Raw genomic sequence first — 24,213 nt, 5'->3', positions numbered from 1 at the left:
TTACCTCGGCTCGATCCAGGTGTCGTAGAAGACGTTGCGCGACTGCGCCTCGTAGCCCACGTTGTGCACCCTCGGATTCGCCGCGGTGACCTGGGCCGGGTTGTACACCGGCACGGTGAGCACCTGGTCCTCCAACAGGAACCGTTGCGCCGCCTGGGCCGCGGCCGCCCGCCGCTGCGGGTCGATGGTCTTGCTGACCGCGCCGAGCGTGTCGATCGCCTGCTGGTAGACCGGATCGCCCTGGGCCAGCTTGGCCATGTTGCCGAACTGCGGCGAGTACACCTGTTCGAGCACCGCGACGTCCGCGCGGCTCTGGTTGGCCACCTGGATGTTCCAGCGCTGCGGCTGGGTGATGGCGGCCTGGTAGTCCGGGATCGGCAGCACGTTCAGCTTCAGGTCGACGCCGATCTTGCGCAGGTCCTGCTGGATCAGCTCGTAGGCAGGCTTGTTGTTCACCAGGTTGTTGATGCCGATCAGCGCCAGTTCCAGCCTGCGGCCGTCGCGGTCGACGCGGATGCCGTCGGCGCCCCTGCGCCAGCCCGCGTCCTCCAGGATCTGCTCGGCCCTACGCTGGTCCTGCTTCAGTGTGCCGGAGAAGTCGACGTAGCCCGGCACCCGTTCGGACAGCACCGAACTGGACACCTTGTAGCTCGAAGTGAGCACGGTCTTGCTCAGCGCGTCACGATTCCAGGCCAGCTTGACCGCTTCGCGCACCGCGCGGTCGTTGGTGGGGAACAGGTCGGTCTTGAAGTCGAAGGCGATGTCGCGACCGGGAATGAGCTGCGGCACGATCCGGTAGCCCTCGCGGGTCAGCGGCGCCTCGTCGGTGTTGTTCACATCCAGGATCGCGTCCACCCGGCCCGCTCGTAGCGCTCCGGTGCGCACACCGGCCTCCGGGATCACCGAAATCTCCACCGCGTCCAGATACGCCTCGCCGTTGTGTTTACGGCTGGCAGGCGCCCAGTTGTACCCGGAACGCTTCTTCAGCACCGTCTTCTGCTGGTAGACGTGCTCGGTGACGGTGAAAGGCCCGGTGGTGACCAGATTCTGCGGCAAGCTGCGCTGCTCTTTGGGCAGCTGCAGGGTGGTGTGCCCGAGGATGCCGGAGAAGTAGAGCGAGAGCGCCTGCAGGAAGCCCGCATTCGGGCGGGTGAAGGCTACCTCGACGGTGCGCGGGTCGAGCACGCGGGTGCCGGAGTAGCCGACCCAGTACGCGGTCACCGGCACGATGCCGAGTTCCTTGTTGCCGAAACCGAGCAGGTCGAAGTTCTCCTTCACCGAATCCGCGGTGAATTTCGACCCGTCGCTGAAGGTGACGTCGTCGCGCAGATGGAAGGTGAATCGGGTGAGCTCGGGATCGATGTCCCATGAGGTGGCCAGCCACGGTTCGATGGCGCCGGTCTCGGGGTTCTGGTAGGTCAGCTTGTCGGTGATATTGCTGGTGATCAGCGATTCGGGGTAGGAACTGCCCGAATGCGGATCGAGGTTGGCCGGTGCGTCCAGCACCGCGAACCGCAATGTCCCGCCCGCGACCGGCGTGCCGCCGTCGCCGCCGCCCGCGACCCGGTTGGCCGGCGCCGCGCATCCGGCCAGCACCGCGGCGGTGATGGTGACGGCGATGAGCGCCGCCGCCCTCGAGAACCTGCGTGATGACATCTGACAAACTCCTGACGAGTGGCCGTCCCCTTGCGGCGAATGCCGTGGGTGGCGAAGTGGTGGCCGAGAACCCCGGGAACAAACCGTCCGGGGCGGCGCGCGAAGTGGTTTCGCGTCAGCGACAACAGTCGGCGAACGCCTGCCGCACCGCCGAGCGCGTGGACACCGCGAATCGCATGGTCACGCTCCTTCACCGCTCGACGGACAGCGGACCGCACCGGCGATCCACAGTGCAGTCTGCACAGCGCCGGTAGCCGGAACAACCAAGCTCGTCTTCGAGAATCGTTCAGTTTTCGTGAAACCAGGAATGCCCGGTCTCCGCACGGTGGAACGGGATCACCGTGTGGTCCAGCGCCCGGCCGGTTCCCCGCTCACACAGCCGCGTGAGCATCACACCCCGGACCGGCCCATGCCGGAGTGCATGCCGAGAATCTCGCGGAATCTATTGAATACGACGTCAACTTCAAGTAGCGTGCCGACCACTGACGGTGACCCGCGTCACATCAGGTTCGTTTCTCACCCTGGAGATAGGTATGACTCCGAATTCGGATTCCGGCAGCCCGGACCAGAAGAAATTACGGCGCCTCATGGCCGCTGCCCTGGTGGGCAGTTCGATCGAATGGTACGACTTCTTTATCTACGGAACAGCCGCTGCCTTGGTATTCGGCAAGCTGTTCTTTCCCCATGCGTCGCCGCTGATGGGCACCTTGCTGTCCTTCAGCACCTTCTGGGCGGGCTTCATCGCACGGCCACTGGGCGGACTGATCTTCGGGCACATCGGCGACACCTTCGGCCGCAAGCCGGCACTGGTCTCGTGCCTGATCCTGGTCGCCGCATCCACCTGCACGATCGGCCTGCTGCCCACCTCCAAGACGATCGGCGTGGCCGCGCCGATTCTGCTGGTGGCATTGCGGTTCCTCCAGGGCATCGCCGTGGGAGGCCAGTGGGGCGGGGTCACCCTGCTGCTCACCGAAACCACCAAGCCGAACCGCAAGGGCCAAGCGGGCACCTTCGGCCAGATGGGCGTGCCCTTGGGCCTGCTACTGGGCACCGGCGCGTTCCTTCTGGTCAGCGCACACGTCAAGGGTGCCGACTTTCTGAGCTGGGGTTGGCGTATCCCGTTCCTGGCCAGCGCCGCGCTGTTCCCGGTGGTGCTGTTCATCCAACTCCGCATCGAGGACTCCCCCGAGTTCCGCCGGCTGCAAACCAAAGCCGCCGTGGCCTCGACCGCGGTCGCGCAGGCCCCGATTCTCGAAGTACTGCGCACGCGCTCGAAGCGGGTTCTGCTCGGCGCCGGGCTGTTGTTCGGAACAAACGCCATCTTCTACATCAGCGTCGCCGGTGTGCTCGATTACGGTGTGCGCGAACTCGGCCTGGCCCGCAACAGCCTGCTGGCCGTCTCTCTGCTCTCCTCGGCCATCGGAGTGCCCATCATCTATCTCGCCGGCTCGCTGTCCGACCGTGTGGGTCGCCGCCCATTGATTCTGATCGGGGCAGCGCTCATGGCGCTGTGGGCATTCCCCTTCTTCTGGCTGGTGGGTAGCGGCTCACTCACGGCGATCATGATTGCGACCACCGTCGGCAGCGGCATCGGCTCCGGGCTGGTGTACGGCCCGTTGGCGGCGTATCTCGCGGAACTGTTCGAGCCCCGAATCCGCTACTCCGGCATAACGCTGTCCTACCAGCTGGCCGCCATCCTGGTCAGTGGTGGCACGCCCTTCCTCATGACCGCGCTGCTGGCGGCAACCGGTTCGACAGCATCGGTCTCCGCCTTCCTCATGGTCATGGCGCTGTGCACGCTCGGCTGCGCATGGGCACTGCCGGAAACCGTGTCGGCCGAGCAGCCCGCGACGGCCGGCGGGAACGCCTCCGTCTCCGTGCCGTCCTGATCAGCGTCGTCCGGTCGATCTGGATAACTGCCAACAGGATTCACGTAAACGCCGCCACTGGGCGTTGACCTGCCGCATAGTTGTAAACGCTCACGTACCTGACTTATACGCGAGCGTTTACAACTTCAGGTTCATGATTGATCAGAGACCCTCATGAGGACGAGAACATCCGCCGCGGCGGCCGGCGCTGCCGCCATCACAGCCCTGGCCGTTGGAACCGCAGGCGGATTCCCCGGAACGGCCCACGCCGACGGCGCGCCCGGTGGGGATACGCCGGTGGTGATCACAGTCGACACCACTGCGGACGAAACCGCGGCCGATCCTGGAAGCGGATTGTGCCGCACGGCTTCTGGCACCTGCACCCTGCGCGCCGCGGTGCAGGTGGCCAATGCCCGTCCGGGCAGCACGATCGTGGTGCCGGTCGGCCGCTATGTTTGGCGATACCGCCCGACCCGCAGAAAGTGCAGGGCCGCAACGCCGATCCGACCACGGGAGACCTGAACCTCACCGCGCCGACCGTGCGGAACTCCACCATCAGGGCGAACACCTCCGGTATCGCATCGGCCAACTGCGCCACGGCGTTCGCGCGGATTGTCTCCGAGGGTGGCAACACCAGCGACGACGCTTCCTGCGAGCTCACCGAGGCAGGCGACAGAGTCGTGTCCTAGTTCGGCAGGCGTAACCGGCCCGAGTAATGCGCGGTGGATGTACATCACCGCGTCCTCGAGCGCGAGCAAATCCCCGCCGTCACGCAAGATCCGGCGCACGGCCTCGTTGGCCGCATCGGTCACCGCCAGATATGCGAAGGCGGGGATGGGCGGATCGACGGGGCCTGCCGCTTCCCGCCATGACCGGATGAATCCGGCGAACCAGCGCTGGCATCGTTCGAAGGACTCGACCGCACGCGACCCGGCCACGGCGGTCTCCAAATAGAACGAGCGGGCAAACTATGGTTCCTCACGCAACAGGGTGCGATACGCCCGGATCCAGCGCCGGAGGGCCTCGAGTGGTTCGGAGAGCGCCTGCCTCATCACCTGCTCGAGATGATCGATCATCAGATGAGATAGCCGCGATCCGCGACAACGACGGTCACACCGAACAACAGCCGCTGACGCTGCGACCCCGTCACCAGATCACGAGCGAGGCTGTGCGGCCCGTGCGGCAAGGTCGTCAGAGTCGGTTCCAGCAACTTTCTGCGTCGCACCCACATCTTCCATATCAGAGTGCGCGCACGGCTCGGCACAGACTTCACGAGCCGGGTGACGCAGGGACGACAGGCCTGTCCTGCCGACACCTGCGTCACACCCATCAAGGCGCGGGGAGACCTCGATGGCGTAAGCCGCCCAGCTCACCGACGGGCAACCGCTCCCCTGTCCGCCGGATCGTTCAGGCCTGGCAGCGACTTCCAGTCGATCGCCCGCTTCAGGATCTTTCCGGTGGCGCCCTTCGGCAACTGGTCCACGAACGCGAACAGGTGTGGAACCTTGTATGCCGACAGCTGCTCCTTGGCCCAACTCCGCAGTTCATCCGGTGTCGGCTCCGCTCCGGGCGCCAGGGCGATCACCGCGGCGACCTCCTCGCCGTAGTGCTCGTCGGGCACACCGATCACCGCCGCTTCGACGATATCGGGGTGCCCGTACAACACTTCCTCGACTTCACGGGGATAGACGTTGTAGCCGCCCCGGATGATCATGTCCTTGGCCCGGTCGATGATGTAGACATAGCCGTCGTCATCGACCTTGCCGAGATCCCCGGTGGCGAGCCAGCCGTCGCGCAGGTCGGATGCGGTGGCCTCCGGCCGGTTCCAGTATCCCCGCATGATCGTCGGACCGGACAGGTACAACTCGCCTACCTCGCCGGGAGCGAGTACCGAGCCCGAGGCGTCCCGGACTTCGATTCGCATGCCGGGCAACGGAAGACCCACAGAACCCACCCTCGGGCCCTTCCCGACGGGGTTGAACGTCGCTATTCCCGACGATTCGGTAAGCCCATAGCCTTCCATGATCTCGCAGCCGAACCGGGCGCGAAAAGCTCGGATGACCTCCCCGGGGAGTGAGGCACCGCCCGACGAAGCCATCCGCAGACTCCCGAACTGCTCGGGCCCGAAGTCCCCTCCGGCGTGCAGCATCGCGTTCCACATCGTCGGGACACCCGACATCAGGGTGATCTCGTCCGCGCGCACCATCTCGAGCATGCGGCCGGGATCGAACCGCGACAGCAGCGACAGCGACGCACCCAGGTGCAGAGCGGTATTCATGACGACCGACTGTCCGAATACGTGGAACAGCGGCAGCGCGGTGCCCATCCGCTCCTCGCTGGTCACCCCGAGGTAGTCGATCAAGATCGTCGACGCGGCGTGCAGGTTGGCGATCGTGAGCTCTACGCCCTTCGGCTTCCCGGTGGTACCGGAGGTATACAGCAGAACCGCGACATCATCCGGGGCGAGATCGACGGGTTCGGACAGCGGCTCCGTCCGATCACGCTGTGCGCCCGGCTCGAGCACCCAGAGCGGGAGTCCGCGCTCCCGCGTGGCCGTGTCGGCCGATGTCGTCGCCTCGTGCCACGCGATCACCAAGCGTGCCGTGGAATCGTCGAGGACATAACCGATTTCGGCTCCGGTCGCCATCGTGTTCATGGTGATGACGATGGCGCCGACGAGGTGCGCGCCCATGTAGGCAACAACGAATTCGGGGACGCTCGGGGCCACCAGCAGTACGCGGTCGCGACTGTCGATCCCGGCGGCGCGCAGTGCACCCGCGAAGGCCGCCACCGAGTCCTTCAGCCGGCCATAGCTCCATTCCTCGCCCTGCGCCCTGATCGCGATCGCCTCGGGCCGATCGAGCGCGTTCTTCCACATCGGACCGGCGACGTTGACCATCCGATTCCTCCTTCTGGCCTAGCTGGTAATCCCCCTCGCACCGTAATTGAACTCGGCGTCAAGTTCAATAACTGTCAAAAGGGAAATCTGCGACAACCGCATCGGCAAGGAAACCGTGTGATGCGACCAGAACAGCCGCTAACGGTCGCACCGGGACTGCGCCGGTATTTCCGGTGACGACGCGGTCCCCGGCCAGTTCACTCAGCTCGCGGCCCCGTCGATTTTCAACACGTTGGCCCACAGGCGGGTAGCCGTTCGAACGAGGTCGTCCAGCGAGGTTTCCTCTTCGAGGGCACGCCTCGAAGTAGGCACGGTTGCTCGCCTCGATGACCGCTACCGGAGAGGCCTCGTCCGCACTCCAGCCGAGGTTCGGCAGCTTCGTGGCGGCGAAGTCTGTCATGAAAGCCCAGACCCTGCCCAGCCGGCGAAACCGGCTGGGCAGGGTTGGCGTCACTTCGCCGGGGCCGGGGCCGGGGCCGGCATCGGCTGGTTGATCGTCGTGAAGTACTGGACTGCCGCCATGATCGCGACCGGAGCGGTGACGAGAATCTGGCCTGCCAACGTCCCCAGCGCGCCGAGGGCCATGATTCCGCCCACACATCCGATGGCGGCTGCCGGAATGAAGCCTCCGAACAAGCCGATAATCGCCGCGGAAGCGACGGTCGCCCCGGCGATCCCGCCCAGCACGCAACCGACAGCCGCGCCGCCGATGCCGCCGACGGCGGTACCGATCGTCGCGCCCATGAGGATCGTGGAGGACAGTCGCGCCCAAGCGGCTTGTTCCCGGTCGTACTGGGTCTTCCAGGGAGCCTGGTCTTCGTAGGGCAGCGCCACCGGCTTGTAGGCGGCGTGCTCGAGGTCGAACTGCGGCGTCAAGGTAGCAGTGCGGTCGCGGATTTCGGCGGCGATCGGGAAGACGAAATCATCGACCCGGAAAGACAATTCCGAACCCGCCACTACAGCACCGCCGGGGGCCTTGATCTTCAGCACCCCCTCTTCGACGGCAATCGAGCCGGCCGCGAGATCGATCACCGATGACCGCTCTCCGACCGATACCTTGTAACCGACCGCCGCGGTATCGGCCGGTGCCGCCGATACTGTTCCGGCGGTTATGCCGAGCGTCGAGACGAGCAGCGACGCTGCTGCAATCGTTTTCCTCATCTTTTTCCTTCTTCTATGTGCCTCGAACCAGACGTTCGAGAGACTGCGAACACGCACGGGTGCGATTCGATTCGGTTCCGCCGACGAAACCGTCTTCGACCGCTCCCGCGCATCGCGCCCGACTCCATCCACATCAGATGGAATCGAGGAATTTGACCAGCGCCTCGTTGACTTCCGCTGGTCGCTCCTGCTGAATCCAATGGCCGGCGCCTGCGATCACAATGTTTTCGCGCAGATCCGCGAGGACCGATGTCATCGTTTCGGCCGGCATGAACATGCGAACCGCATCTTTGGAACCGGTCAGGAAAAGCGAGGGCTGCGTGATGACGTGACCGTCGAGCGGGGCCGTGAGCTCCCAATTCCGGTCCATGTTCCGGTAGTAGTTCAGTCCTCCGCTGAAGCCCGTGTGCTCGAACGCCTCAACGAATACCCGCAGCTCGTCCTCCGACAACCACGGGGGACGCGGTAGTTCTCCGCTCGGCCGCCGTGCCAGAGCCTGCGGCGAGGGAGTGTCGTTATTGAGGAGTGTCCATCGAACGTCCTGCGCGAGCATGGCATCCGCGACTCCCGGCTCCTGGAACCAGCACATGTAGAACGAATCTCCCAGCCGGGAACGCAGAATCCCCAGCGGTGGAACCGGCGCGCGCGGCGCCGGTGGAACGCTCAGTCCAGCCACCGCCCGCACCCGGCCGGGATAGGCCAATGCCATCTGCCAGACCACCGCGGCACCCCAGTCGTGTCCGATGAACACGGCATCCTCCACGCCCAGGGCGTTCAACAGTCCCACCAGGTCGGCGCAGATCGTCAATACGTCGTAGTCCTCGATCTCGGACGGCCGCGAGCTGCCTCCGTAGCCGCGCATATCCGGGGCGATCACGCGATACCCGGCCTCGGCGAGGGCGAAAACCTGATGACGCCACGAGAATGCGAGTTCGGGAAATCCGTGGCAGAGGACAACCACCGGTCCCTCGCCATGATCGACGACCCGCAGTTCGATCCCGTTCGTGGCGATCCGCCGAGATCCGAGCGCCTGCCACGCCGCAACATCGACCGTCATCCGCACCTCCTCCTGCTCGAGCCTCGGCGCCCCGGTCACCGGCCGTCCCGGTACCGGGCGATCAGCTCGGCCGGGAAACCCAGATCGGCCTGCGCAACCGCCTTCGTCAGCGGCATGCCCAACTCGCCTAGACGCGAACACCCCTCCGATCCGATTGCTTCGTACGCGTACACGGCGAGCTGGTCAGTCCGGTCCTCGATCGATTGCCGGCGCCGCCGCCCTTCCTCGCTGAGGGCGAGTCCGGGCCCATCCAGAAGCCACCCGCGAGCACGCAACCGCTCGATGCCTGCGGCCCACTCCTCTTCGCTCCAGTACCGGCTGACGCGGAGGGCTTCCGCGCTGATGGCCCCCGTCGCGGCATGCGTGATCAGCGCCTCCATCCCATCGAGGCCTTCGGTGAACAGCAGCGCGACGTGTCCGTCGCCTCGGAATTCGCGCAGCAGAGTCTGCGCGTGCCACAGCACCAGGTGCGGAGCGTCCGGCCACGGCAGCTGCGCGTGTCCGGCGAACAGCGGACGTCCCTGAGGCCGATCGCAGGCGCGTTCGGCGGCACGGCGTGCGAGATCGGCCGCCTCCCGAACCGTTGGACCGTCGACGTCGTCGCCCCATGCTTGGCGCAGCGAGCGGTCGACGGCCTCGTACCGTGCCTCCAGGACGTGCCCGGGCGTGGCGGTGTGCCAGGCCGCGGGCAGCGCGGAGCGCACCGCCACCGGATTGAAGTTGAAGAATGTCGCGACGGCGACTTCCGCGGGTACCGGGCCCATCGCTGCCGAGCGGGGCGCGAAATATGTCGGGGCCCGCCCCTGCAAGCCGATTTCGGCATAGCACTCCTGCCCGTGCGGGCTGAAGTAGATCATCCCGTGAATCAGTTCGAGAGCACGGAAGGTGAGCCGGGCGGTCTCCGGCGAAACAGTGGACATCGTCATTCTTTCGAATTCGACTGGCAGAAAGGTCACGGAACTCATCGCAGCTCGCCGACCGGGCCGGCGCCCTCGCTTGCGGCGGGTGCGACACCGACCTCGCGAAGCGGCCTGCCCGCGACCAGAAGCCTGCGAGACAGATCGTTCACAGTCAGGAGTGGGGCCATGCAGTTCCCTCGATCGTCGTGTTTCGGATCTAGGCTTCGACCCTCCCTCCGGCGGGCCGAACATTGAAGCTGAACTCAACATCAAGTTGTGACCTACGTCAAGTCTTGAGCCGAAATCAACGTCATCTACGGTCCTGCCGGAACGGCGGAACTCCCGGAGGCGCCGGTGTCGGCTGTCGCTCGACCCGCAGGGCTCCCGGGGGCTTCGACGACCTTGTCGGGGGCGACCCCGGCCGGTGGGCCGGGAGCTATATTGTCGAAGACGACGGTTCGCCGTTCGCCGAAAGTTCGAGTACCACCGTCTGGCACACCGGCCTGCGACCGGTCACACGACACACGAAATCACACAGAAACGACCGGAAAAGGCGGGAAATGATGAGCACCATTCAGCGCGGAGGTCGCCTGAAAGGTGCTTTGTGCGGCTCGGACGGGCCTGGCTCACAGCGGGGAGATGCGCAGCGCGTTGACCCATAACCGGGTTCCGATGCGCGTCAGTTCGTCCAGGTCGACCCTCAGATCCTCCGATGCGTCTTCACCGGTCACGAAGTAGTCGAACGCGAGCCGACTGATCATCCCGGACAGTGCGCGCGAGGCCAACAGCGGATCGACCTCCGTGTCCGCGAGTCCCCGCGCCTGCAGGGACTCGATGCTGCGGGCGTTTCGCCGAACGAACGCCTCCGCGCGCCGCTGACGCAGTTTGCGGAACTCCGGGTCGATGCTGGCTACCTGTTCGAGCAACGCCATCAGCTTGGCATTGCGCCTGTACGCCTCGAAGTACGCCCGGTTGCTCGCCTCGATGATCCCAGCCGGGTCGGCGTCGGGGTCCAGATGCGGCATTCCTGGATGCATCATGTCTTCCTGCGCCAACTCGAGGACAGCCGCGAAGATCTCCTCCTTGCTGGAGAAGTACGTATAGAAGGTGCCGGACGAGCATTTGGCCTCTGTGGTGATGTCGACCAGCCGGGTGTCGAGGTAGCCCGAACGCTCGAACACCGTACGGGCAGCTGCGATCAAGGCCGAGCGCGTCCGCAATCCCCGACCGGTAGCCGGAAGCTCGCGCAGCAGCGCGGAGTTCGCCATGGACGGCGGCGGGCCCTCGGGTTCTTCCCCGGCGGTCGATCGTGACATGGGAACAGTTATAGCAACGCAACCATCGGAGCTCGCCAGATCATGCCGCGGCGAACCGCAGGCGACGTCGACCATTGCGGCGGAGCCACGGTTCAGGGCGAAGCCGATCGCGACGATCCGGCCTTCGAAGGCGATGCACTTGGTCGACCCGCTGTAGGCGTCGCCGCCGACCGGGTCGGAAACGACATCCGCGCCGTGGCCGCCGGTGAACTCCTTGACTGCTTGCACGAAGTCTGCGCTCGGTTTATCAGCGCGTACTCCGCGAATGCGCTGCTCGGCAGTGCGGTGGTGCCGACGACCCGATCACCGACCACGGCGCGTCCGACACCGGCTCCGACCGCGACGACCTCGCCGCAGAGCTCGACACCCGGAGTGAACGGCAGTGGCGGCTTGACCTGGTACTGGCCGCGACCGAGCAGCACGTTTGGGAAGTTGGCCGGAGCAGCCAACACCTTCACCCTGCCTGTCCGTCACCGGCGGTCGGCTGGGCGACGTCCTCGAGCTTCAGGACGTCCCGCGGCTCGCCGAGTTCGTTGACGCGTCATGCCTTCATATAAGTTTCTCCTGACAAGTGCCGATGGTCGGGGATTCAGATCCCCGCGGCGTCGGCGATGGCGATGGCCTTGTGGACCAGAGCATCGATGCGCTCGACGGTCGGGGTGCCGGCTGCGGCCTTGTTCGCGGGAGTGTCCATCGCCCGGCGCAGGACACCTTCGGCGATGATCGCCACCTTCCACAGACCGAGCGCGTGCCAGAACTTCAGCGCCTGCGGGTCCCGGCCGGTCTCGTCGAGGTACATCCGGGCGAGTTCGTCCCGGTTCGGGAATCCCGCGAGTGTGGAGACCGGGAAGTCTCCCCCCGTGTCCTCCCCCGGCTCGGGCCAGTAGGCGAGCATGGAACCCATGTCGGCCAACGGATCTCCGAGCGTGGACAGTTCCCAGTCCAGCACGCCGACGACCTCGCCGCTCGTGTGGGCGACGATCACGTTGCGCAGGTGGAAGTCGCCGTGCACGAGCGCGAGTTCGGTCTGCTGGGGCACCGCGGCCATCAGCCTGCGGGTCAGATCGTCGAGTTCGGGCAATTCCCGGGTCTTGGACTTCTCCCACTGGCCGGACCACCGCGCGAGTTGGCGTCGCGCGTACGGCTTGTGGCTCGCCAAATCGGACAGTCCGGTCTGCTCCAGGTCGACGGCGTGGATTTGCGCGAGGGCGCGCGGCAGGGACTCCGCGATCTCGCGACGCCGTCGCTGAGGAAGTGACTCCGCGATCTCCATCGTGTCGACGACCTGGCCGTCGATGAAGTTCATCAGCACCAACGGCACGTCGGAGATCGCGGAATTCTCCGCGACACCGAGGATCCGCGGTGCAGGGACGCAAGTGCCCGCGAGCGCGGACATGATCCGCGCCTCCCGCGCGACGTCGTGTGCCGAGGCCAACAGGTGCCCCAATGGGGGCCGGCGCAGCACCCAGCGCCGACCGTCGTCGTCCCGCACGAGGTAAGTGAGATTGGACTGACCGAGACCGATCCGGTGGAAGCCCAGCCGGCCGGCGAACTCGATCCCGAGGTCGCCGAACCAGCGGGTGACCGCCGTCGGATCGATGCCGATCACATCTCGCGCCGAGGTCTCAGGCACCGAGCGTCGCTCCGTTCCGGTAAGGCGCCACATCGCCGAGCCGCTGGCCGCCGATGCCGCGCGAAGCGCCGGTGACGATCGCGGTTCTGCCGCTCAGATCCAGAAAAGACGCTCTGGCACGCGACGGCATGGGAGTCATGCTCAGATACCGTCCGGTCGCAGGTCGCGGTACTGGCGCAGTTCGCGGCGGGCGATAGCGCGCTTGTGCACTTCGTCCGGGCCGTCGGCCAGGCGCAGGGTCCGCAGGTGTGCGTACGACATGGCGAGCGGGAAGTCGTCGGTGACGCCCGCGCCACCGTGCACTTGGATGGCCCGGTCCACGATCTTCAGCGCGATGGCCGGGGCGGCGACCTTGATCGCGGCGATCTCGGTCTGTGCTTCCTTGTTACCGACGGTGTCCATCAGATATGCGGCCTTGAGGGTGAGTAGCCGGATCATCTCGATGTCGATGCGCGCTTCGGCGATCCAGTCCTGGATGTTGGCATTGTCGGCGATCGGCTTGCCGAACGTGACGCGCGACTGGGCGCGCTTGCACATCAGTTCCAGCGCGCGCTCGGCCGCGCCGATGGCACGCATGCAGTGGTGGATGCGACCGGGGCCCAGCCGGGCCTGGCTGATCGCGAAGCCCTCTCCCTCGCCTTTGAGGAGGTCCTCGACCGGAACCCGTACGTCCTTGAAGTCGATCTCGGCGTGACCTTCTCGGTCGGCGTAACCGAAGACCGGCAAGTTGCGCAGCACGGTCACACCGGGTGCGTCGATCGGTACCACCATCATCGACTGCTGCCGGTGCGTCGGGGCGGCCGGATCGGTCTTGCCCATGACGATCATGACCTTGCAGTTCTTGTGGAGGGCGTTGGAGGCGAACCACTTCCGGCCGTTGAGGACGTATTCGTCACCGTCCTTGACCATAGACAGTTCGACATTGGTGGCATCGGAGCTGGCCACACCCGGCTCCGTCATCGCGAACGCGGACGCCATAGTGCCGTCGAGCAGGGGTTTCAGATACTTCTCTTTGTGCTTCTCGGTGCCGAAGAGCTCGAGGACCTCCATGTTGCCGGTGTCGGGGGCGTTGCAGTTGCACGCCTCGGGCGCGATGTGGCTGCGGCCCATGATCTCCGCCAGCGGCGCGTACTCGAGGTTGGTCAGTCCGGCACCGGTGGCAGGATGTGGATGGAAGAGGTTCCACAGGCCCCGCCTTCTCGCCTCGGCCTTGAGTTCCTCGAGTATCGGCGGATGGAAATGTGGATCGCCGGCCGCGCGCATCTGCTCCTCGTACACGGTCTCGGCCGGGTATACGTGTGCATCCATGAAATCCAGCAGTTCGTTCTGCAACTGCTGGGCGCGTTCGGAGATGTCGAACAGGGACATGAGAACTCCTGACGGGTCCGGAGGGAATCGGGGGTGCGGCGCTCGTTGTGGCCGACGTCAGCCTCGACGAGGTCGATGCCGCGGGAGGACCTCAGTCCTGCGCCAGCACCTTCGTCTGGTAGCGCCGCATGCCGCGCAGCCATCGGTCGTAGTCGGCGGCCTTGTGCCGGTACATGTCCAGCACCTGCGGGTGCGGCAGGATCAGGAAACGCTCGTCGTCGATCGCGGCGATCACGTCGGCCGCGACCTGGGCCGGTTCGAGCACCTCACCGGCGCTGGTGACGGCGCGGGTTGCCGCGGCGCCGAGGACTTCCCCGGACTCCCCACCGAACAGCAGCTTCGTATTGACGCCCTGTGGGCACAGGCAGCTGACCCGCACCCCTTGGTCTCCGTAGGTGACGCTGAGCCACTCGGCGAAACCGACCGCGGCGTGCTTGGTGACCGCGTAGGTGGCCGACCCGATCTGGGTGAGCAGCCCCGCCGCGGAGGCGGTGCTGACGAAGTAGCCCGCACCCCGCTCCACCCATGCCGGGACCAGCAACTGCGCGGCCCGGATGTGGGCGCGCAGGTTCACGTCGATCGCCAGGCTCCAGGCGGCTTCGTCGGCCTCGAGCCCAGGCGCACCGACGATTCCGGCGTTGGCGAAGTACATGTCGACGGGACCGAAGTGCTTGTCAGCCAACGCGATGAGTTGGCGAATCGCCTCGGTGTCCGATACGTCCGCGCCGGCGGACACCGCGGTACCGGGATGGTCGGCGTTGATCCGGTCGGCGACGGCCTGAGCGGTAGATGCGTGCAGGTCTGCGACGACTACGCGGGTACCCGCACCGACGAGAGCCCGCGCGATAGCGCCGCCGATGCCTCCGCCGCCACCGGTGACAATGGCGACCTTGCCTGCAACCTGCACTACCGAACCTGCTTTCGTGTCGATGGGGGCGCGCCGCCACATCCGAACGGACGGCTCCTACTACCAGCTGGACCCGATGCGGCCCCTGACATCTGTATAGTTGAAGTCGACGTCAGTTTCAAGCACTGCCACGCGCCGAGAATCGGCTCCAGTGCCGCCTCATCGCGAGCCGGACATGACCACACCTCCGTTGGTCACGCCACCCACCCCCGCTCCCTGCGAACGCGCAGGGTGGCGCGAAGCAACCAAGGTGCGCTTCGATAGATGTCGAAGGAATCAGCAGACGGGTCACGAAAGAGGTGACTTCATGCTGTTTCATACCTGTCTCGCGGTAGCTGGTGGAAGGTTCCCGGCATCCGCCTCGACCGTTCCGACACAAGTCGCGCGACGTCCTCGCGCTCGTGGCTGACGTCGTACAAGTTGGCGAACTTCGCCGTCTGGCCAGCAACAAGCTCGGCGAGATGCTGCTACTTCCAGTTGTGTTTGCACTCAGGGCATCAGGGTTGAGAGCACCACTTCCAGTGCCTTGCGCATATCGTCGGCCTCGATGCGCATCAAGGTTTCTTCGTCGAGCGCGCGGTGGTCGAGGCTGTCGTCCATGGCTAGGCGGTATTCGCGCTCTTCCTCTGCACTTTCGATGACATTTCGGATGAATCGACCGTTGCCGGCGAGGTCGACGCCGCGGCGGGGCAGGCCGCTCTGGTCGGTGCCTTCGGTGGCGTAGAGCGTCGCGCACGACTCGCGCAACAGTTCGACCGCATCGTCGGATACGGCAGAATCGCGTCTGGCGGCGATGAATTGGGCTATCTCGCAGAGTTCGCCGGGCGAGTAGGAGTCGAACTTCACGCGCTTGGCGAAGCGGGAGGACAGGCCGTCGTTGCTGGCCAGGAAGCGGTCGATCTCGCCGTCGTAGCCTGCGATGATGACGACAAGGCGGTCGCGATCGTTCTCCATCCGCGCCAGCAGGGTGTCGACGGCCTCGCGCCCGAAGGCGTCACCACCGGAAAGGCCCGCCTGGATCAGGGTGTAGGCCTCGTCGACGAACAGCACGCCGTCCATGGCCGAATCGATCAGCTGGTTGGATTTGATCGCGGTCGAACCCAGGTGCTGGCCGACGAAGTCGGATCGTTTGGCCTCCACGACCTTGTCGGTTTTCAGCAACCCGAGCCCGCAGTAGATCTTGGCCACCACCCTGGCGATGGTGGTCTTGCCGGTGCCAGGCGGGCCGGTGAAGGCGAGATGCTGGCCGCGGGGCATGCTGTTGAGGCCCTTCTCGGCCCTGATCTTGGCCATCATCGCCGAGGACTGCAGCTTGGCGACCTGCACCTTGACCGCACCCAGGCCGATCTGCGCCGCCAGTTCCGCGCGGGCGGCGGCCAGGATCAGCTCGGCCCTGTGATGCTGTTCCTCCTCGGCCGCCTCCGCCAGCGACGGCGCGGACGCCGGATCCCAACGGTCGGTGCGTGATTCGATCTGTTCCTTGGTGGTCACCATGATCCGGAACTTGGGATCGCGCATCGCGGTGGCGTTGGCGGCGAACCCGGGGACCTGCGTGTAGACGGTCTCGAACAACGCCCGCGCCTCGTCCTCGTGGCCTTGTTCGCGCAACGCCAGCCCACGGCAGTACATGGCCGCGGTCCGGGCCGCCGGAATCGGGCCGCGCTCGGCCAGTTCCAGCCTGCGGGTCGCCTCGCCGAAGAGGCCGAGGTGGGCGCAGGCGGTGCCGACCATGACGTGCGCGCCGGCCGCCATGTATTGGTCCTGCCAGTCGGCCGACCCGGCCAGCACGCCCATCACCTCTTGCCACAGTTGACCGGTGAAATAGAGCACGCCGCGCGCATAGGCGCAGACCTTGTCGTCGACGGCACGGTCGGGATCCTCGGTCAGCTGCCTGCGACGCTCGTCGAGTTCGTCGAGAACGCGTTCGGCCGCATCGAAATCCCGGTCCTCGACAAGATGCATCGCCTGGGCGAGCCAGATCTCGGTGAGGCTGGCGATCGGATAGTCGATGTACTGGCCGATCTGGAACCGACCGGCCAGTTGCCGCGGCGGGAGACCGAGACGGCGCTGCTCACGCAGATGCGAAGTAGTCGAGGTGCGGTGTAACTGGCGTAGCACTTCCTGGGTGGCGTCCCCGGCCGCGACGCGCCCGAGCCAGGCGTCGCACATGTCGGGATCGAGCTCGGTCGCCCGGCGGAAGGCGACTTTGGCGTACTCGAGATTCTTCGCGGCTTGCTGGCCGTCGACCATCAGACCGAGCGAGAGGACGCCCGCATCGAAGACCTGTTGCGCTTGCCGAATCGCTGACATGCCCGGAAATTAGCGCGGACTCGGCTGTCCAGCCCAGCGAACCCGGACGGCGAGCACCGGCCATTCACGGACAGTTCACCCCGCCGCGCGGGCTCGACGCGATAACCGCATGTCGTTGCCACACCGCGGGTTACGACAAAGCGAACTCCGCGTCGGGCCACCGCCGCGCGGCACCGTGATTGCTACCTTCCTGATCGTCGTAACCAGGGAATTCGGGAGTCATCACGTGATCGAGTCAACGGCGATCGAGCCGCAGCTGTGCAGAGTCTCGGTGATCGGCGGGAATACTCAGGTCGATGTCGCGCTGCCCGCCACGATCCCGATCGCCAATTTCATTCCAGATGTGGTGACACTCATCGCCTCTCGCAATCCGGACCTGTCCGAACACGAGGAGGACGGGCCGCTGGTCGCCCGGCACTGGACGCTGTCCCGGCTGGGCCACACCGCGATCGACCCGGTCCGGACGCTCACCGAGGCCGAGGTCTTCGACGGCGACCTGCTGGTGCTGGCCGCAGTGGATTCGGTCGACTCCCCCGCGCTCTTCGATGACGTAATCGACGCCGTGGCCCGGCTGACCGACAACTCGTTTCGCGGCTGGACCGCCGAGTCCGCGGGCCTGGCCGGGCTCGGCGGCGCGATCGCCGCGGTCGCGAGCGCCTGCCTCCTGTTGCTGTACGCGGCGGGACACGGGGCCGGCGGATGGGCCGGGGCGGCGGGCAGCGGGTTCGGGCTCCTAGTCCTGGTCGGAGCCGGGCTCGTCGCCCGGTGGTATGCCGCGACACTGGCCGCCACGGTCCTGGCGCTGTGCGGGTTGCTGCTGATGGGCGCCGGGGCCGCGGCGCTCGTGCCCGGTCTGCCGGGCGCACCGCACCTGCTGCTGAGTTGCGCCGTCACGATACTGCTCGCGACGATCGCGATGCGGGTGATCGCGGTGCGCCCAACCATGTTCACCGCCGTCATCACGATCGCGGCGTTCGGCCTCGGCGCCGCGGGTACGACCACGGTATGGCAGGTGGCACCGTCCAAAACCGCGGCCGGAGTCGTCTTTTTCGCACTGCTCGGCATCACGCTGACGCCGCGGATCGCGGTCGCGGCAGCGCGGCTGCCGGTGCCGCCGGTGCCGACCGCGGGCGGAGTGATCGATCCGCGCGACCATGAGCCCCGACCGACCATCGAGGGCATCGGCGCGATCGGCGCGACCTCGATTCCCTCGGCGGCCGGGCTGGGCGAACGGGCCCGCCGGGCCAACGACTATCAGTCCGGGATGATCGCCGGGATCGTGACGGTGACGGTGATCGCGACGATCATGGTGGTCGCGACGGCCCGGGACCACCTCTGGCAGACCGCGTTGCTGGCGGTCGCGGTCGGCATCGTGCTGGCCCGGCGCGGGCGTGCCTTCTCCGACCTCACCCAGGCCGCGCTGCTGGTGCTCGGCGGCTGCTCGGCGCTGATCCCGCCGATGGTGCTGCTCGGCACCCAACTCACCGATGCCGCGTTGCCCGCTGCGGGCGCGCTGCTCGTCGTCGCGGCACTCGCGCTGCTGATCGGGGTGGCCGGGCCGAAGCTCGAGATCTCGCCGGTCGTGCAGCGGGCCGGCGAGCTGCTGGAGTACCTCATGATCTGCCTGATCGGGCCACTGGTGTTCTGGATCATCGACGTCTATGCCCTGGCCCGCAATGCGTGACCACGCACGATCGGCACCGGCCGCGCTCGCCGTCGCGGCACTTACGATCACGGCGGCGTTGCTGCCCACCGGTCCAGCCAGGGCCGTCGCTCCGCCCGGGGTCGATCCGGGCCTGCTGATCACCGGCGCCCCGGTGGCCCCGCCGGAACCCTCGCAACAGCGACTGCTGTGCTCGGAACCCAACTGGACGGGACCACCTCCGGCTGGGGTGCCCGCCGCCCAAAAGGCGCTCGGGCTCGCCGCCGCCTGGGAATTCGGTCGCGGCGCGGGACAGGTTGTCGCGGTGATCGACACCGGAGTCACTCGCCATCCGCGGTTGACGGTCGACGCGGGCGGGGACTACGTCTCCGATTCCGACGGCACGACCGACTGCGACGGGCACGGCACCCTGGTCGCCGGGATCATCGCCGCACACCCGTCCCCGGACGGTGGCGATGGTTTCGCCGGTGTCGCGCCGGGAGCCACGGTGCTCGCGATCCGGCAGACCAGCCTGGCCTATCAAGCCAAGAACAGCTACGGCAATGACCGGCCCGATGGCATGTCGGCCGGTGGGTACGGCACCGTCGCCACCCTGGCGCATGCCGTGGTCCGCGCGGTGGATCTGCACGCAACGGTCGTCAACATCTCCGAAGTGTCCTGCCGGCCCGCCGGTGCCGGCCCGGTGGACGGGATGCTCGGCGCCGCATTGAAATACGCTTACGACCGCGATGTCCTCGTGGTAGCGGCGGCGGGAAACCTGCAATCGCAGGGCGCGTGCAAGCAGCAGAACGGCGCCGGCTGGGATTCGGTCAGAACGATCGCGACGCCCGCGTGGTTCTCGCCCTATGTCCTTTCGGTGGCCTCGGTCGAGCCGGACGGCTCGCCGTCGCCGTTCACGCTGTACGGGCCGTGGGTCTCGGTGGCCGCCCCCGGCAGCAACCTGATTTCACTCGACAGCAAACCTGGTGGCACCGGCCTGGTCAACGGCACCCCACAAGCCGACGGTCAGGTATCGCCGGTGGCGGGAACCAGCTTTTCCAGCGCCTACGTCGCAGGCCTGGCGGCCCTTGTGCGCGCACGCTTTCCGCAGCTGTCCGCCAAAGAGGTGATGGATCGCATCATCGGCACGGCGCATGCCCCCGGCGACGGCCACGACGCCCGGATCGGCGCGGGCATGGTCGATCCGGTAGCCGCGCTCACCGCCGTACTGCCGAATCCGCCGCTCCATGATCCGGCGGCCGGCGAACAGATCGCGGGCCCGGCCCCGATCGCACCGGTGAACCCGTGGCCGCGGCGCATCGGCGTGACGGGCGCCGCGATCTGCCTGACCCTGCTCGCCATCTTCTCGACGCTGTCGATCCCCTTCCGCCGCAAGCAGCGCATGCCGCTCGTTCTGCCCGGCGACGACTGAACGGAACAGCCATGAGTACACAAGGTTTCATTCGGCTGGCCCGGATCGCCCCGCCGCGGCCGCCCGGCGGCGACGTGGTGCTCAACGCACCGCCGGAGATCACCGCGCCGGTGCCAGGCCCGCTGTGGCAGCGCCTGCTTCCGCTGATCATGGTGGTCGCCATGGTCGGCATGATGGCGCTGATGTTCACCATGAGCGGCCGGTCGATGCTGACCAACCCCATGGCCATGATGTTTCCGATGATGATGCTGATGTCGATGGTCGGCATGTTCGCCGGTCGCACCGGTGGCGGTGGCAAGAAGGCCGCCGAGCTCAATGAGGAACGCAAGGACTATTTCCGCTACCTCGATCAATTGCGCCGTGACGTCCGCGGCACCGGCGCTGCGCAGCGGGCGGCGTTGATCTGGAGCCACCCCCACCCGGTCGACCTGCACGCCCTGATCGGCACACGGCGGATGTGGGAACGCCGGCCCGGCGATTCCGATTTCGGGCATGTCCGGATCGGCGTCGGCAGCCATCGCATCGCCACCAAGCTGGCCAGGCCCGAGACCGGCCCGCTGGAAGACCTGGAACCGGTGGCGACGGTGGCGCTGCGCCGGTTCGTGCGCACTCACTCGGTCGTGCACGGCCTGCCGACCGCCATCTCGCTGCGCGCGTTCCCCGCGGTCAACATCGAAGGCCCGCGGGAGCACGGGCGCGCGCTGCTCCGGTCGATGCTGATGGAGCTGGCGACTTTTCACGGTCCGGACTTCATGATCTTTGCCATCGTCACCGCCGACCCCGATGCGGACGCCTGGCGTTGGACGAAATGGCTTCCACACCTGCAGCATCCGCGAGACCGCGACGGGATCGGTGCGGCGCGCATGGTTTACGAGTCGCTATCGGAGCTGGAGACCGCGTTGAGCGAGGACCTGCTCGAGCGCGGCCGGTTCCTGCGCAACGCACCGCCGACCGCGGGCCGGCTGCACGTGGTCGTCGTCATCGACGACGGCTATGTCAGCGGTTCCGAGCGCACGATCAGCGACGCGGGCCTCGACTCGGTCACCGTCTTGGACCTGACCGCGCCACCAGCCGGGCTCGCGGTCCGGCGCGGCCTGCAATTGGTCGTCGACGAGGACGTGATCGGCGCGCGCACCGGCGGGTCGGTGGAGAATTTCGCGGGTCCCGATCGGCTGAGCCCCGAGGTGGCCGCCACCTTCGCGCGCGCCATGGCTCGGTTCCGGATCGCCACCACCGCCCAGATCGTCAATCTCGGCGACGACGTCTCCGGCGATCCCGGTCTGATGTCGCTGCTGTCGATTCCCGACGCCGCGACGATCGACGCCGAGTCCGTGTGGCGGCCTCGATCCGCGCGCGAACGCCTCCGTGTTCCGATCGGCGTCACTCCCGACGGCACGCCCGTCGAGATCGACATCAAGGAATCCGCGGAGAGCGGCATGGGCCCGCACGGACTGTGTATCGGTGCCACAGGTTCGGGCAAGTCGGAATTCCTGCGCACGCTGGTGTTGTCGATGGTGACCACCCATTCGCCGGATCTGCTCAACCTCGTCCTGGTCGACTTCAAGGGCGGTGCGACCTTCCTCGGCCTCGACCCTCTCCCCCATGTTTCCGCGGTGATCACCAATCTCGAGGAAGAACTCTCGATGGTCGACCGCATGCGTGACGCTCTCGCCGGTGAATTGACCCGCCGTCAGGAACTGCTCCGAGCGACCGGGAACTTCGCCAACGTCACCGAATACGAGAAGGCGCGCACCAACGGAGCCCAGCTCGATCCACTGCCCGCGCTGTTCATCATCGTCGACGAGTTCTCCGAATTGCTGTCGCAGAAACCGGATTTCGCGGAACTGTTCGTAATGATCGGCCGGCTCGGGCGATCGCTGCGGGTGCATCTCCTGCTGGCATCGCAGCGCCTCGAGGAGAACCGGCTGCGTGGTCTGGACTCGCACCTGTCCTACCGAATCGGCCTGCGCACCTTCTCCGCCGGCGAGTCCCGCCAGGTGCTCGGCATCACCGATGCCTATCACCTGCCCGGTCAACCCGGCGCCGGATATCTCAAGAGCGACTCCTCGGACCCGCTGCGGTTCAACGCGACCTACGTGTCGGGCACCTATGTGCCGCCCGCCGGTGACCGTGCCGTCGCCGAGGCGACCGGCACAGCGGGCGCGGTCGACCTCTTCACCGCCGCGGCCGTCGCGGTCCGCGCGGCGCAGCCGGTCCCGGTGGAACTGCCGGACCTGAGCGAACTGCTCGGCGAGACCGCGACCGAAGCCCCCGCCCCCACGCACGAGCAGTCACTGCTGCAGGTGGTGGTCGAGCGGTTGACCGGGCACGGCAGACCCGCGCACGAAGTCTGGCTGCCGCCGCTCGACATCTCGCCCACCGTGGATATGCTGCTGCCCGAACAGGATTGGCGTTCGGAGAGCAACCGCAACGGCAATCTGTGGTTGCCGATCGGCATCGTCGACAAGCCCTACGAGCAGCGGCGCGATGTCCTCACGATCGATCTGGCCGGCGCCCAGGGCAATATCGCGGTGGTCGGTGGGCCGCAGTCGGGCAAGTCGACCACCCTGCGCACCATCATCACGGCCGCGGCGGCGACCCACACCCCCGAGCAGGTGCAGTTCTACTGCCTCGATTTCGGTGGCGGCACCTTGTCCGCGCTCACCGGTCTCCCGCACGTGGGGTCGGCGGCAGGTCGCCTCGAAGGCGACCGCGTCCGGCGGACAGTGGCCGAGCTCAGCATGCTGTTGCGGCAGCGTGAACGCCGCTTTCTCGACCTCGGCATCGAGAACATGCGCGACTTCCGGAAACTGAAGGCGCGGCTCGCCCAGCTGCCCGAGGACGAACGCGCGGCGCACCCGCTCTCGGCCGACCTGTTCGGCGATGTCTTCCTCGTCATCGACGGCTGGGCGGCGTTCCGGGAGGATTTCGACATCGTCGAAGGCCAGGTGCTCGGTTTGGCCGCGCGCGGTCTGTCCTACGGCATCCACCTCGTGCTCGGCGCCAACCGGTGGGCCGAGATCCGGCCGGTGGTGAAGGACCAGATCGGCACCAGGATCGAACTGCGCCTCGGCGACCCGTCGGACTCGGAGATGGATCGCCGTGCGGCAGTGGGCGTTCCGATCAATCGCCCGGGCCGCGGCATGACTCCCGACAAACTGCACATGTTGATCGCGCTGCCCCGCCTCGACACCGACGTCGACCCGAGGACCCTCGCCGAGGGCGTCGCCGCGGCCAAGGAAGCCTTGGCGCGGGTCTATGGTGACCGCCACGCACCCCCCGTGCGCCAACTCCCGCTGGAACTGGACCGGGCACAGGTGCTGGAAACCGCACGAGCGCAGGGCCTGCTCCTGGACAACAAGCGGGTCCTGATCGGACTGAGCGAATCGGAACTGGCGCCGATGGTGCTCGACTTCCAGGAGCAACCGCACCTGCTGGTCTTCGCCGACGTCGGGTGCGGCAAGACCACACTGCTGCGCAATATCGCGCAGGGAATCGTGGAGAATTGCAGCCCGAACGATGCCCGGGTCATTATGGTCGACTACCGCCGCACCATGCTCGGCGCCATCGATGGCCCGCACCTGGCCGGATATTCGACTTCGGCGCAAACCTCGGTCCCGACCCTCAAAGAGGTCGCGGGATTTGTGTCCCAGCGGATGCCGGGCGCCGACATCACCCCCACGCAGCTTCGGGAACGCAGCTGGTGGACCGGCCCGGAGGTCTATGTGATCGTCGACGACTACGACATGGTGGCGTCGAACAATCCGCTGCTGCCGCTGATCGATCTGCTCCCGCAGGCCCGCGATATCGGCCTGCATGTGGTGATCGCGCGGCGAGCCGGTGGCGCGTCGCGTGCGCTCTACGACAATGTCCTTGGCCCGCTCAAGGACATGTCGGTCGACGGCATTCTGATGAGCACCCCCAAGGACGAGGGTGTGCTGCTCGGTGACGTGCGCCCGGCGCAGTATCCGCCGGGCCGGGGCATGCTGGTGTCACGCACGCGTGGGCGCGAGCTCGTCCAGATCTGTCAGCTGCCCGCCCTGTGATCCGGTCCGATCGGAAAGG

General features: G+C 66.8%; 19 protein-coding genes and 1 pseudogene. 6 read left to right on the top strand and 14 right to left on the bottom strand.

The features are described 5' to 3' along the window. Positions 1-1,656, bottom strand: coding sequence for an ABC transporter substrate-binding protein (locus ACFV2O_RS22180; RefSeq protein ID WP_379253430.1), 1,656 nt, complete (start codon positions 1,654-1,656; stop codon positions 1-3). A 533-nt stretch (positions 1,657-2,189) separates the two neighbouring features. Between ACFV2O_RS22180 and ACFV2O_RS22175 the strand changes: the two genes are divergently transcribed. From ACFV2O_RS22175 to ACFV2O_RS22165, 3 genes are all read left to right on the top strand, one after another. Next, the gene (locus ACFV2O_RS22175; protein ID WP_379253428.1) at positions 2,190-3,545 is read left to right on the top strand and encodes an MFS transporter; all 1,356 of its coding nucleotides are present in this window, start codon (positions 2,190-2,192) and stop codon (positions 3,543-3,545) included. 153 nt (positions 3,546-3,698) lie between these two features. Continuing rightward, the gene (locus ACFV2O_RS22170) at positions 3,699-4,046 is read left to right on the top strand and encodes a CSLREA domain-containing protein (protein WP_379253427.1); all 348 of its coding nucleotides are present in this window, start codon (positions 3,699-3,701) and stop codon (positions 4,044-4,046) included. Next, positions 3,980-4,213 carry a hypothetical protein gene (locus tag ACFV2O_RS22165; RefSeq protein WP_379253668.1) on the top strand — a complete coding sequence of 78 codons (234 nt, stop codon included), beginning with the start codon at positions 3,980-3,982 and terminating at the stop codon, positions 4,211-4,213. The genes ACFV2O_RS22170 and ACFV2O_RS22165 overlap by 67 nt, the downstream gene beginning before the upstream one ends. A gap of 386 nt (positions 4,214-4,599) precedes the next feature. Here ACFV2O_RS22165 and ACFV2O_RS22160 read toward each other — a convergent pair whose 3' ends face one another. The 13 genes and pseudogenes from ACFV2O_RS22160 to eccA form a co-directional block, all read right to left on the bottom strand. Next, on the bottom strand, positions 4,600-4,749 hold the full coding sequence (locus ACFV2O_RS22160) for a hypothetical protein (RefSeq protein WP_379253425.1): 150 nt from the start codon (positions 4,747-4,749) through the stop codon (positions 4,600-4,602). A gap of 144 nt (positions 4,750-4,893) precedes the next feature. Next, positions 4,894-6,423, bottom strand: coding sequence for a long-chain fatty acid--CoA ligase (locus ACFV2O_RS22155; RefSeq protein WP_379253424.1), 1,530 nt, complete (start codon positions 6,421-6,423; stop codon positions 4,894-4,896). A 64-nt stretch (positions 6,424-6,487) separates the two neighbouring features. Further along, positions 6,488-6,823, bottom strand: a complete 336-nt coding sequence (locus ACFV2O_RS22150; RefSeq protein WP_379253423.1) for a hypothetical protein — start codon at positions 6,821-6,823, stop codon at positions 6,488-6,490. Positions 6,824-6,873: 50 nt separating this feature from the next. Beyond that, positions 6,874-7,584 (bottom strand): hypothetical protein, encoded by a 711-nt coding sequence (locus ACFV2O_RS22145; RefSeq protein WP_379253656.1) that lies wholly within the window; start codon positions 7,582-7,584, stop codon positions 6,874-6,876. A gap of 133 nt (positions 7,585-7,717) precedes the next feature. Then, on the bottom strand, positions 7,718-8,641 hold the full coding sequence (locus tag ACFV2O_RS22140; RefSeq protein ID WP_364433993.1) for an alpha/beta hydrolase: 924 nt from the start codon (positions 8,639-8,641) through the stop codon (positions 7,718-7,720). A gap of 35 nt (positions 8,642-8,676) precedes the next feature. After that, complete coding sequence (locus tag ACFV2O_RS22135) at positions 8,677-9,561, bottom strand: hypothetical protein (RefSeq protein WP_379253421.1); 885 nt, start codon at positions 9,559-9,561, stop codon at positions 8,677-8,679. 605 nt (positions 9,562-10,166) lie between these two features. After that, a complete protein-coding gene (locus tag ACFV2O_RS22130) occupies positions 10,167-10,856 on the bottom strand; it encodes a TetR/AcrR family transcriptional regulator (RefSeq protein ID WP_379253655.1) in 690 nt (229 codons plus the stop codon). A 96-nt stretch (positions 10,857-10,952) separates the two neighbouring features. Beyond that, positions 10,953-11,364, bottom strand: a pseudogene (locus tag ACFV2O_RS22125) (alcohol dehydrogenase catalytic domain-containing protein); the annotation flags it as partial. An 81-nt stretch (positions 11,365-11,445) separates the two neighbouring features. Continuing rightward, the gene (locus ACFV2O_RS22120; protein WP_379253420.1) at positions 11,446-12,522 is read right to left on the bottom strand and encodes a phosphotransferase family protein; all 1,077 of its coding nucleotides are present in this window, start codon (positions 12,520-12,522) and stop codon (positions 11,446-11,448) included. Beyond that, on the bottom strand, positions 12,482-12,619 hold the full coding sequence (locus tag ACFV2O_RS22115) for a hypothetical protein (protein ID WP_379253667.1): 138 nt from the start codon (positions 12,617-12,619) through the stop codon (positions 12,482-12,484). Before ACFV2O_RS22115 ends, ACFV2O_RS22120 begins: the two co-directional genes overlap by 41 nt. Positions 12,620-12,630: 11 nt before the next feature. After that, complete coding sequence (locus ACFV2O_RS22110) at positions 12,631-13,857, bottom strand: acyl-CoA dehydrogenase family protein (protein WP_356967620.1); 1,227 nt, start codon at positions 13,855-13,857, stop codon at positions 12,631-12,633. A gap of 91 nt (positions 13,858-13,948) precedes the next feature. Beyond that, positions 13,949-14,764, bottom strand: a complete 816-nt coding sequence (locus tag ACFV2O_RS22105) for an SDR family oxidoreductase (RefSeq protein ID WP_379253419.1) — start codon at positions 14,762-14,764, stop codon at positions 13,949-13,951. A gap of 489 nt (positions 14,765-15,253) precedes the next feature. Further along, entirely contained in the window at positions 15,254-17,074 is a 1,821-nt protein-coding gene (gene eccA, locus ACFV2O_RS22100; protein ID WP_356967624.1) for a type VII secretion AAA-ATPase EccA, read from the bottom strand. Positions 17,075-17,300: 226 nt separating this feature from the next. Between eccA and eccD the strand changes: the two genes are divergently transcribed. The 3 genes from eccD to eccCa are packed head-to-tail and all read left to right on the top strand — an operon-like array spanning position 17,301 to position 24,194. Continuing rightward, entirely contained in the window at positions 17,301-18,758 is a 1,458-nt protein-coding gene (eccD, locus tag ACFV2O_RS22095) for a type VII secretion integral membrane protein EccD (RefSeq protein WP_379253418.1), read from the top strand. Further along, on the top strand, positions 18,736-20,148 hold the full coding sequence (gene mycP / locus ACFV2O_RS22090) for a type VII secretion-associated serine protease mycosin (protein WP_379253417.1): 1,413 nt from the start codon (positions 18,736-18,738) through the stop codon (positions 20,146-20,148). Before eccD ends, mycP begins: the two co-directional genes overlap by 23 nt. A gap of 11 nt (positions 20,149-20,159) precedes the next feature. After that, on the top strand, positions 20,160-24,194 hold the full coding sequence (gene eccCa / locus ACFV2O_RS22085; protein WP_379253416.1) for a type VII secretion protein EccCa: 4,035 nt from the start codon (positions 20,160-20,162) through the stop codon (positions 24,192-24,194). Positions 24,195-24,213: the final 19 nt, after the last annotated feature.

Source organism: Nocardia sp. NPDC059691 (assembly GCF_042733915.1).
GTDB classification, from domain to species: Bacteria; Actinomycetota; Actinomycetes; order Mycobacteriales; family Mycobacteriaceae; genus Nocardia; species Nocardia sichangensis.
Note: the sequence above shows the minus strand (reverse complement) of the source record. Positions and strands in the feature narration are given on the sequence as shown.

Bases quoted from the DNA above. Each gene is read 5' to 3' on its own strand.
- ACFV2O_RS22180 (WP_379253430.1), bottom strand. From the start codon at position 1,656: ATGTCATCACGCAGGTTCTCGAGGGCGGCGGCGCTCATCGCCGTCACC.
- ACFV2O_RS22175 (WP_379253428.1), top strand. From the start codon at position 2,190: ATGACTCCGAATTCGGATTCCGGCAGCCCGGACCAGAAGAAATTACGG.
- ACFV2O_RS22170 (WP_379253427.1), top strand. From the start codon at position 3,699: ATGAGGACGAGAACATCCGCCGCGGCGGCCGGCGCTGCCGCCATCACA.
- ACFV2O_RS22155 (WP_379253424.1), bottom strand. From the start codon at position 6,423: ATGGTCAACGTCGCCGGTCCGATGTGGAAGAACGCGCTCGATCGGCCC.
- ACFV2O_RS22150 (WP_379253423.1), bottom strand. From the start codon at position 6,823: ATGACAGACTTCGCCGCCACGAAGCTGCCGAACCTCGGCTGGAGTGCG.
- ACFV2O_RS22145 (WP_379253656.1), bottom strand. From the start codon at position 7,584: ATGAGGAAAACGATTGCAGCAGCGTCGCTGCTCGTCTCGACGCTCGGC.
- ACFV2O_RS22140 (WP_364433993.1), bottom strand. From the start codon at position 8,641: ATGACGGTCGATGTTGCGGCGTGGCAGGCGCTCGGATCTCGGCGGATC.
- ACFV2O_RS22135 (WP_379253421.1), bottom strand. From the start codon at position 9,561: ATGTCCACTGTTTCGCCGGAGACCGCCCGGCTCACCTTCCGTGCTCTC.
- ACFV2O_RS22130 (WP_379253655.1), bottom strand. From the start codon at position 10,856: ATGTCACGATCGACCGCCGGGGAAGAACCCGAGGGCCCGCCGCCGTCC.
- ACFV2O_RS22120 (WP_379253420.1), bottom strand. From the start codon at position 12,522: ATGTGGCGCCTTACCGGAACGGAGCGACGCTCGGTGCCTGAGACCTCG.
- ACFV2O_RS22115 (WP_379253667.1), bottom strand. From the start codon at position 12,619: ATGCCGTCGCGTGCCAGAGCGTCTTTTCTGGATCTGAGCGGCAGAACC.
- ACFV2O_RS22110 (WP_356967620.1), bottom strand. From the start codon at position 13,857: ATGTCCCTGTTCGACATCTCCGAACGCGCCCAGCAGTTGCAGAACGAA.
- eccA (WP_356967624.1), bottom strand. From the start codon at position 17,074: ATGTCAGCGATTCGGCAAGCGCAACAGGTCTTCGATGCGGGCGTCCTC.
- mycP (WP_379253417.1), top strand. From the start codon at position 18,736: ATGCCCTGGCCCGCAATGCGTGACCACGCACGATCGGCACCGGCCGCG.
- eccCa (WP_379253416.1), top strand. From the start codon at position 20,160: ATGAGTACACAAGGTTTCATTCGGCTGGCCCGGATCGCCCCGCCGCGG.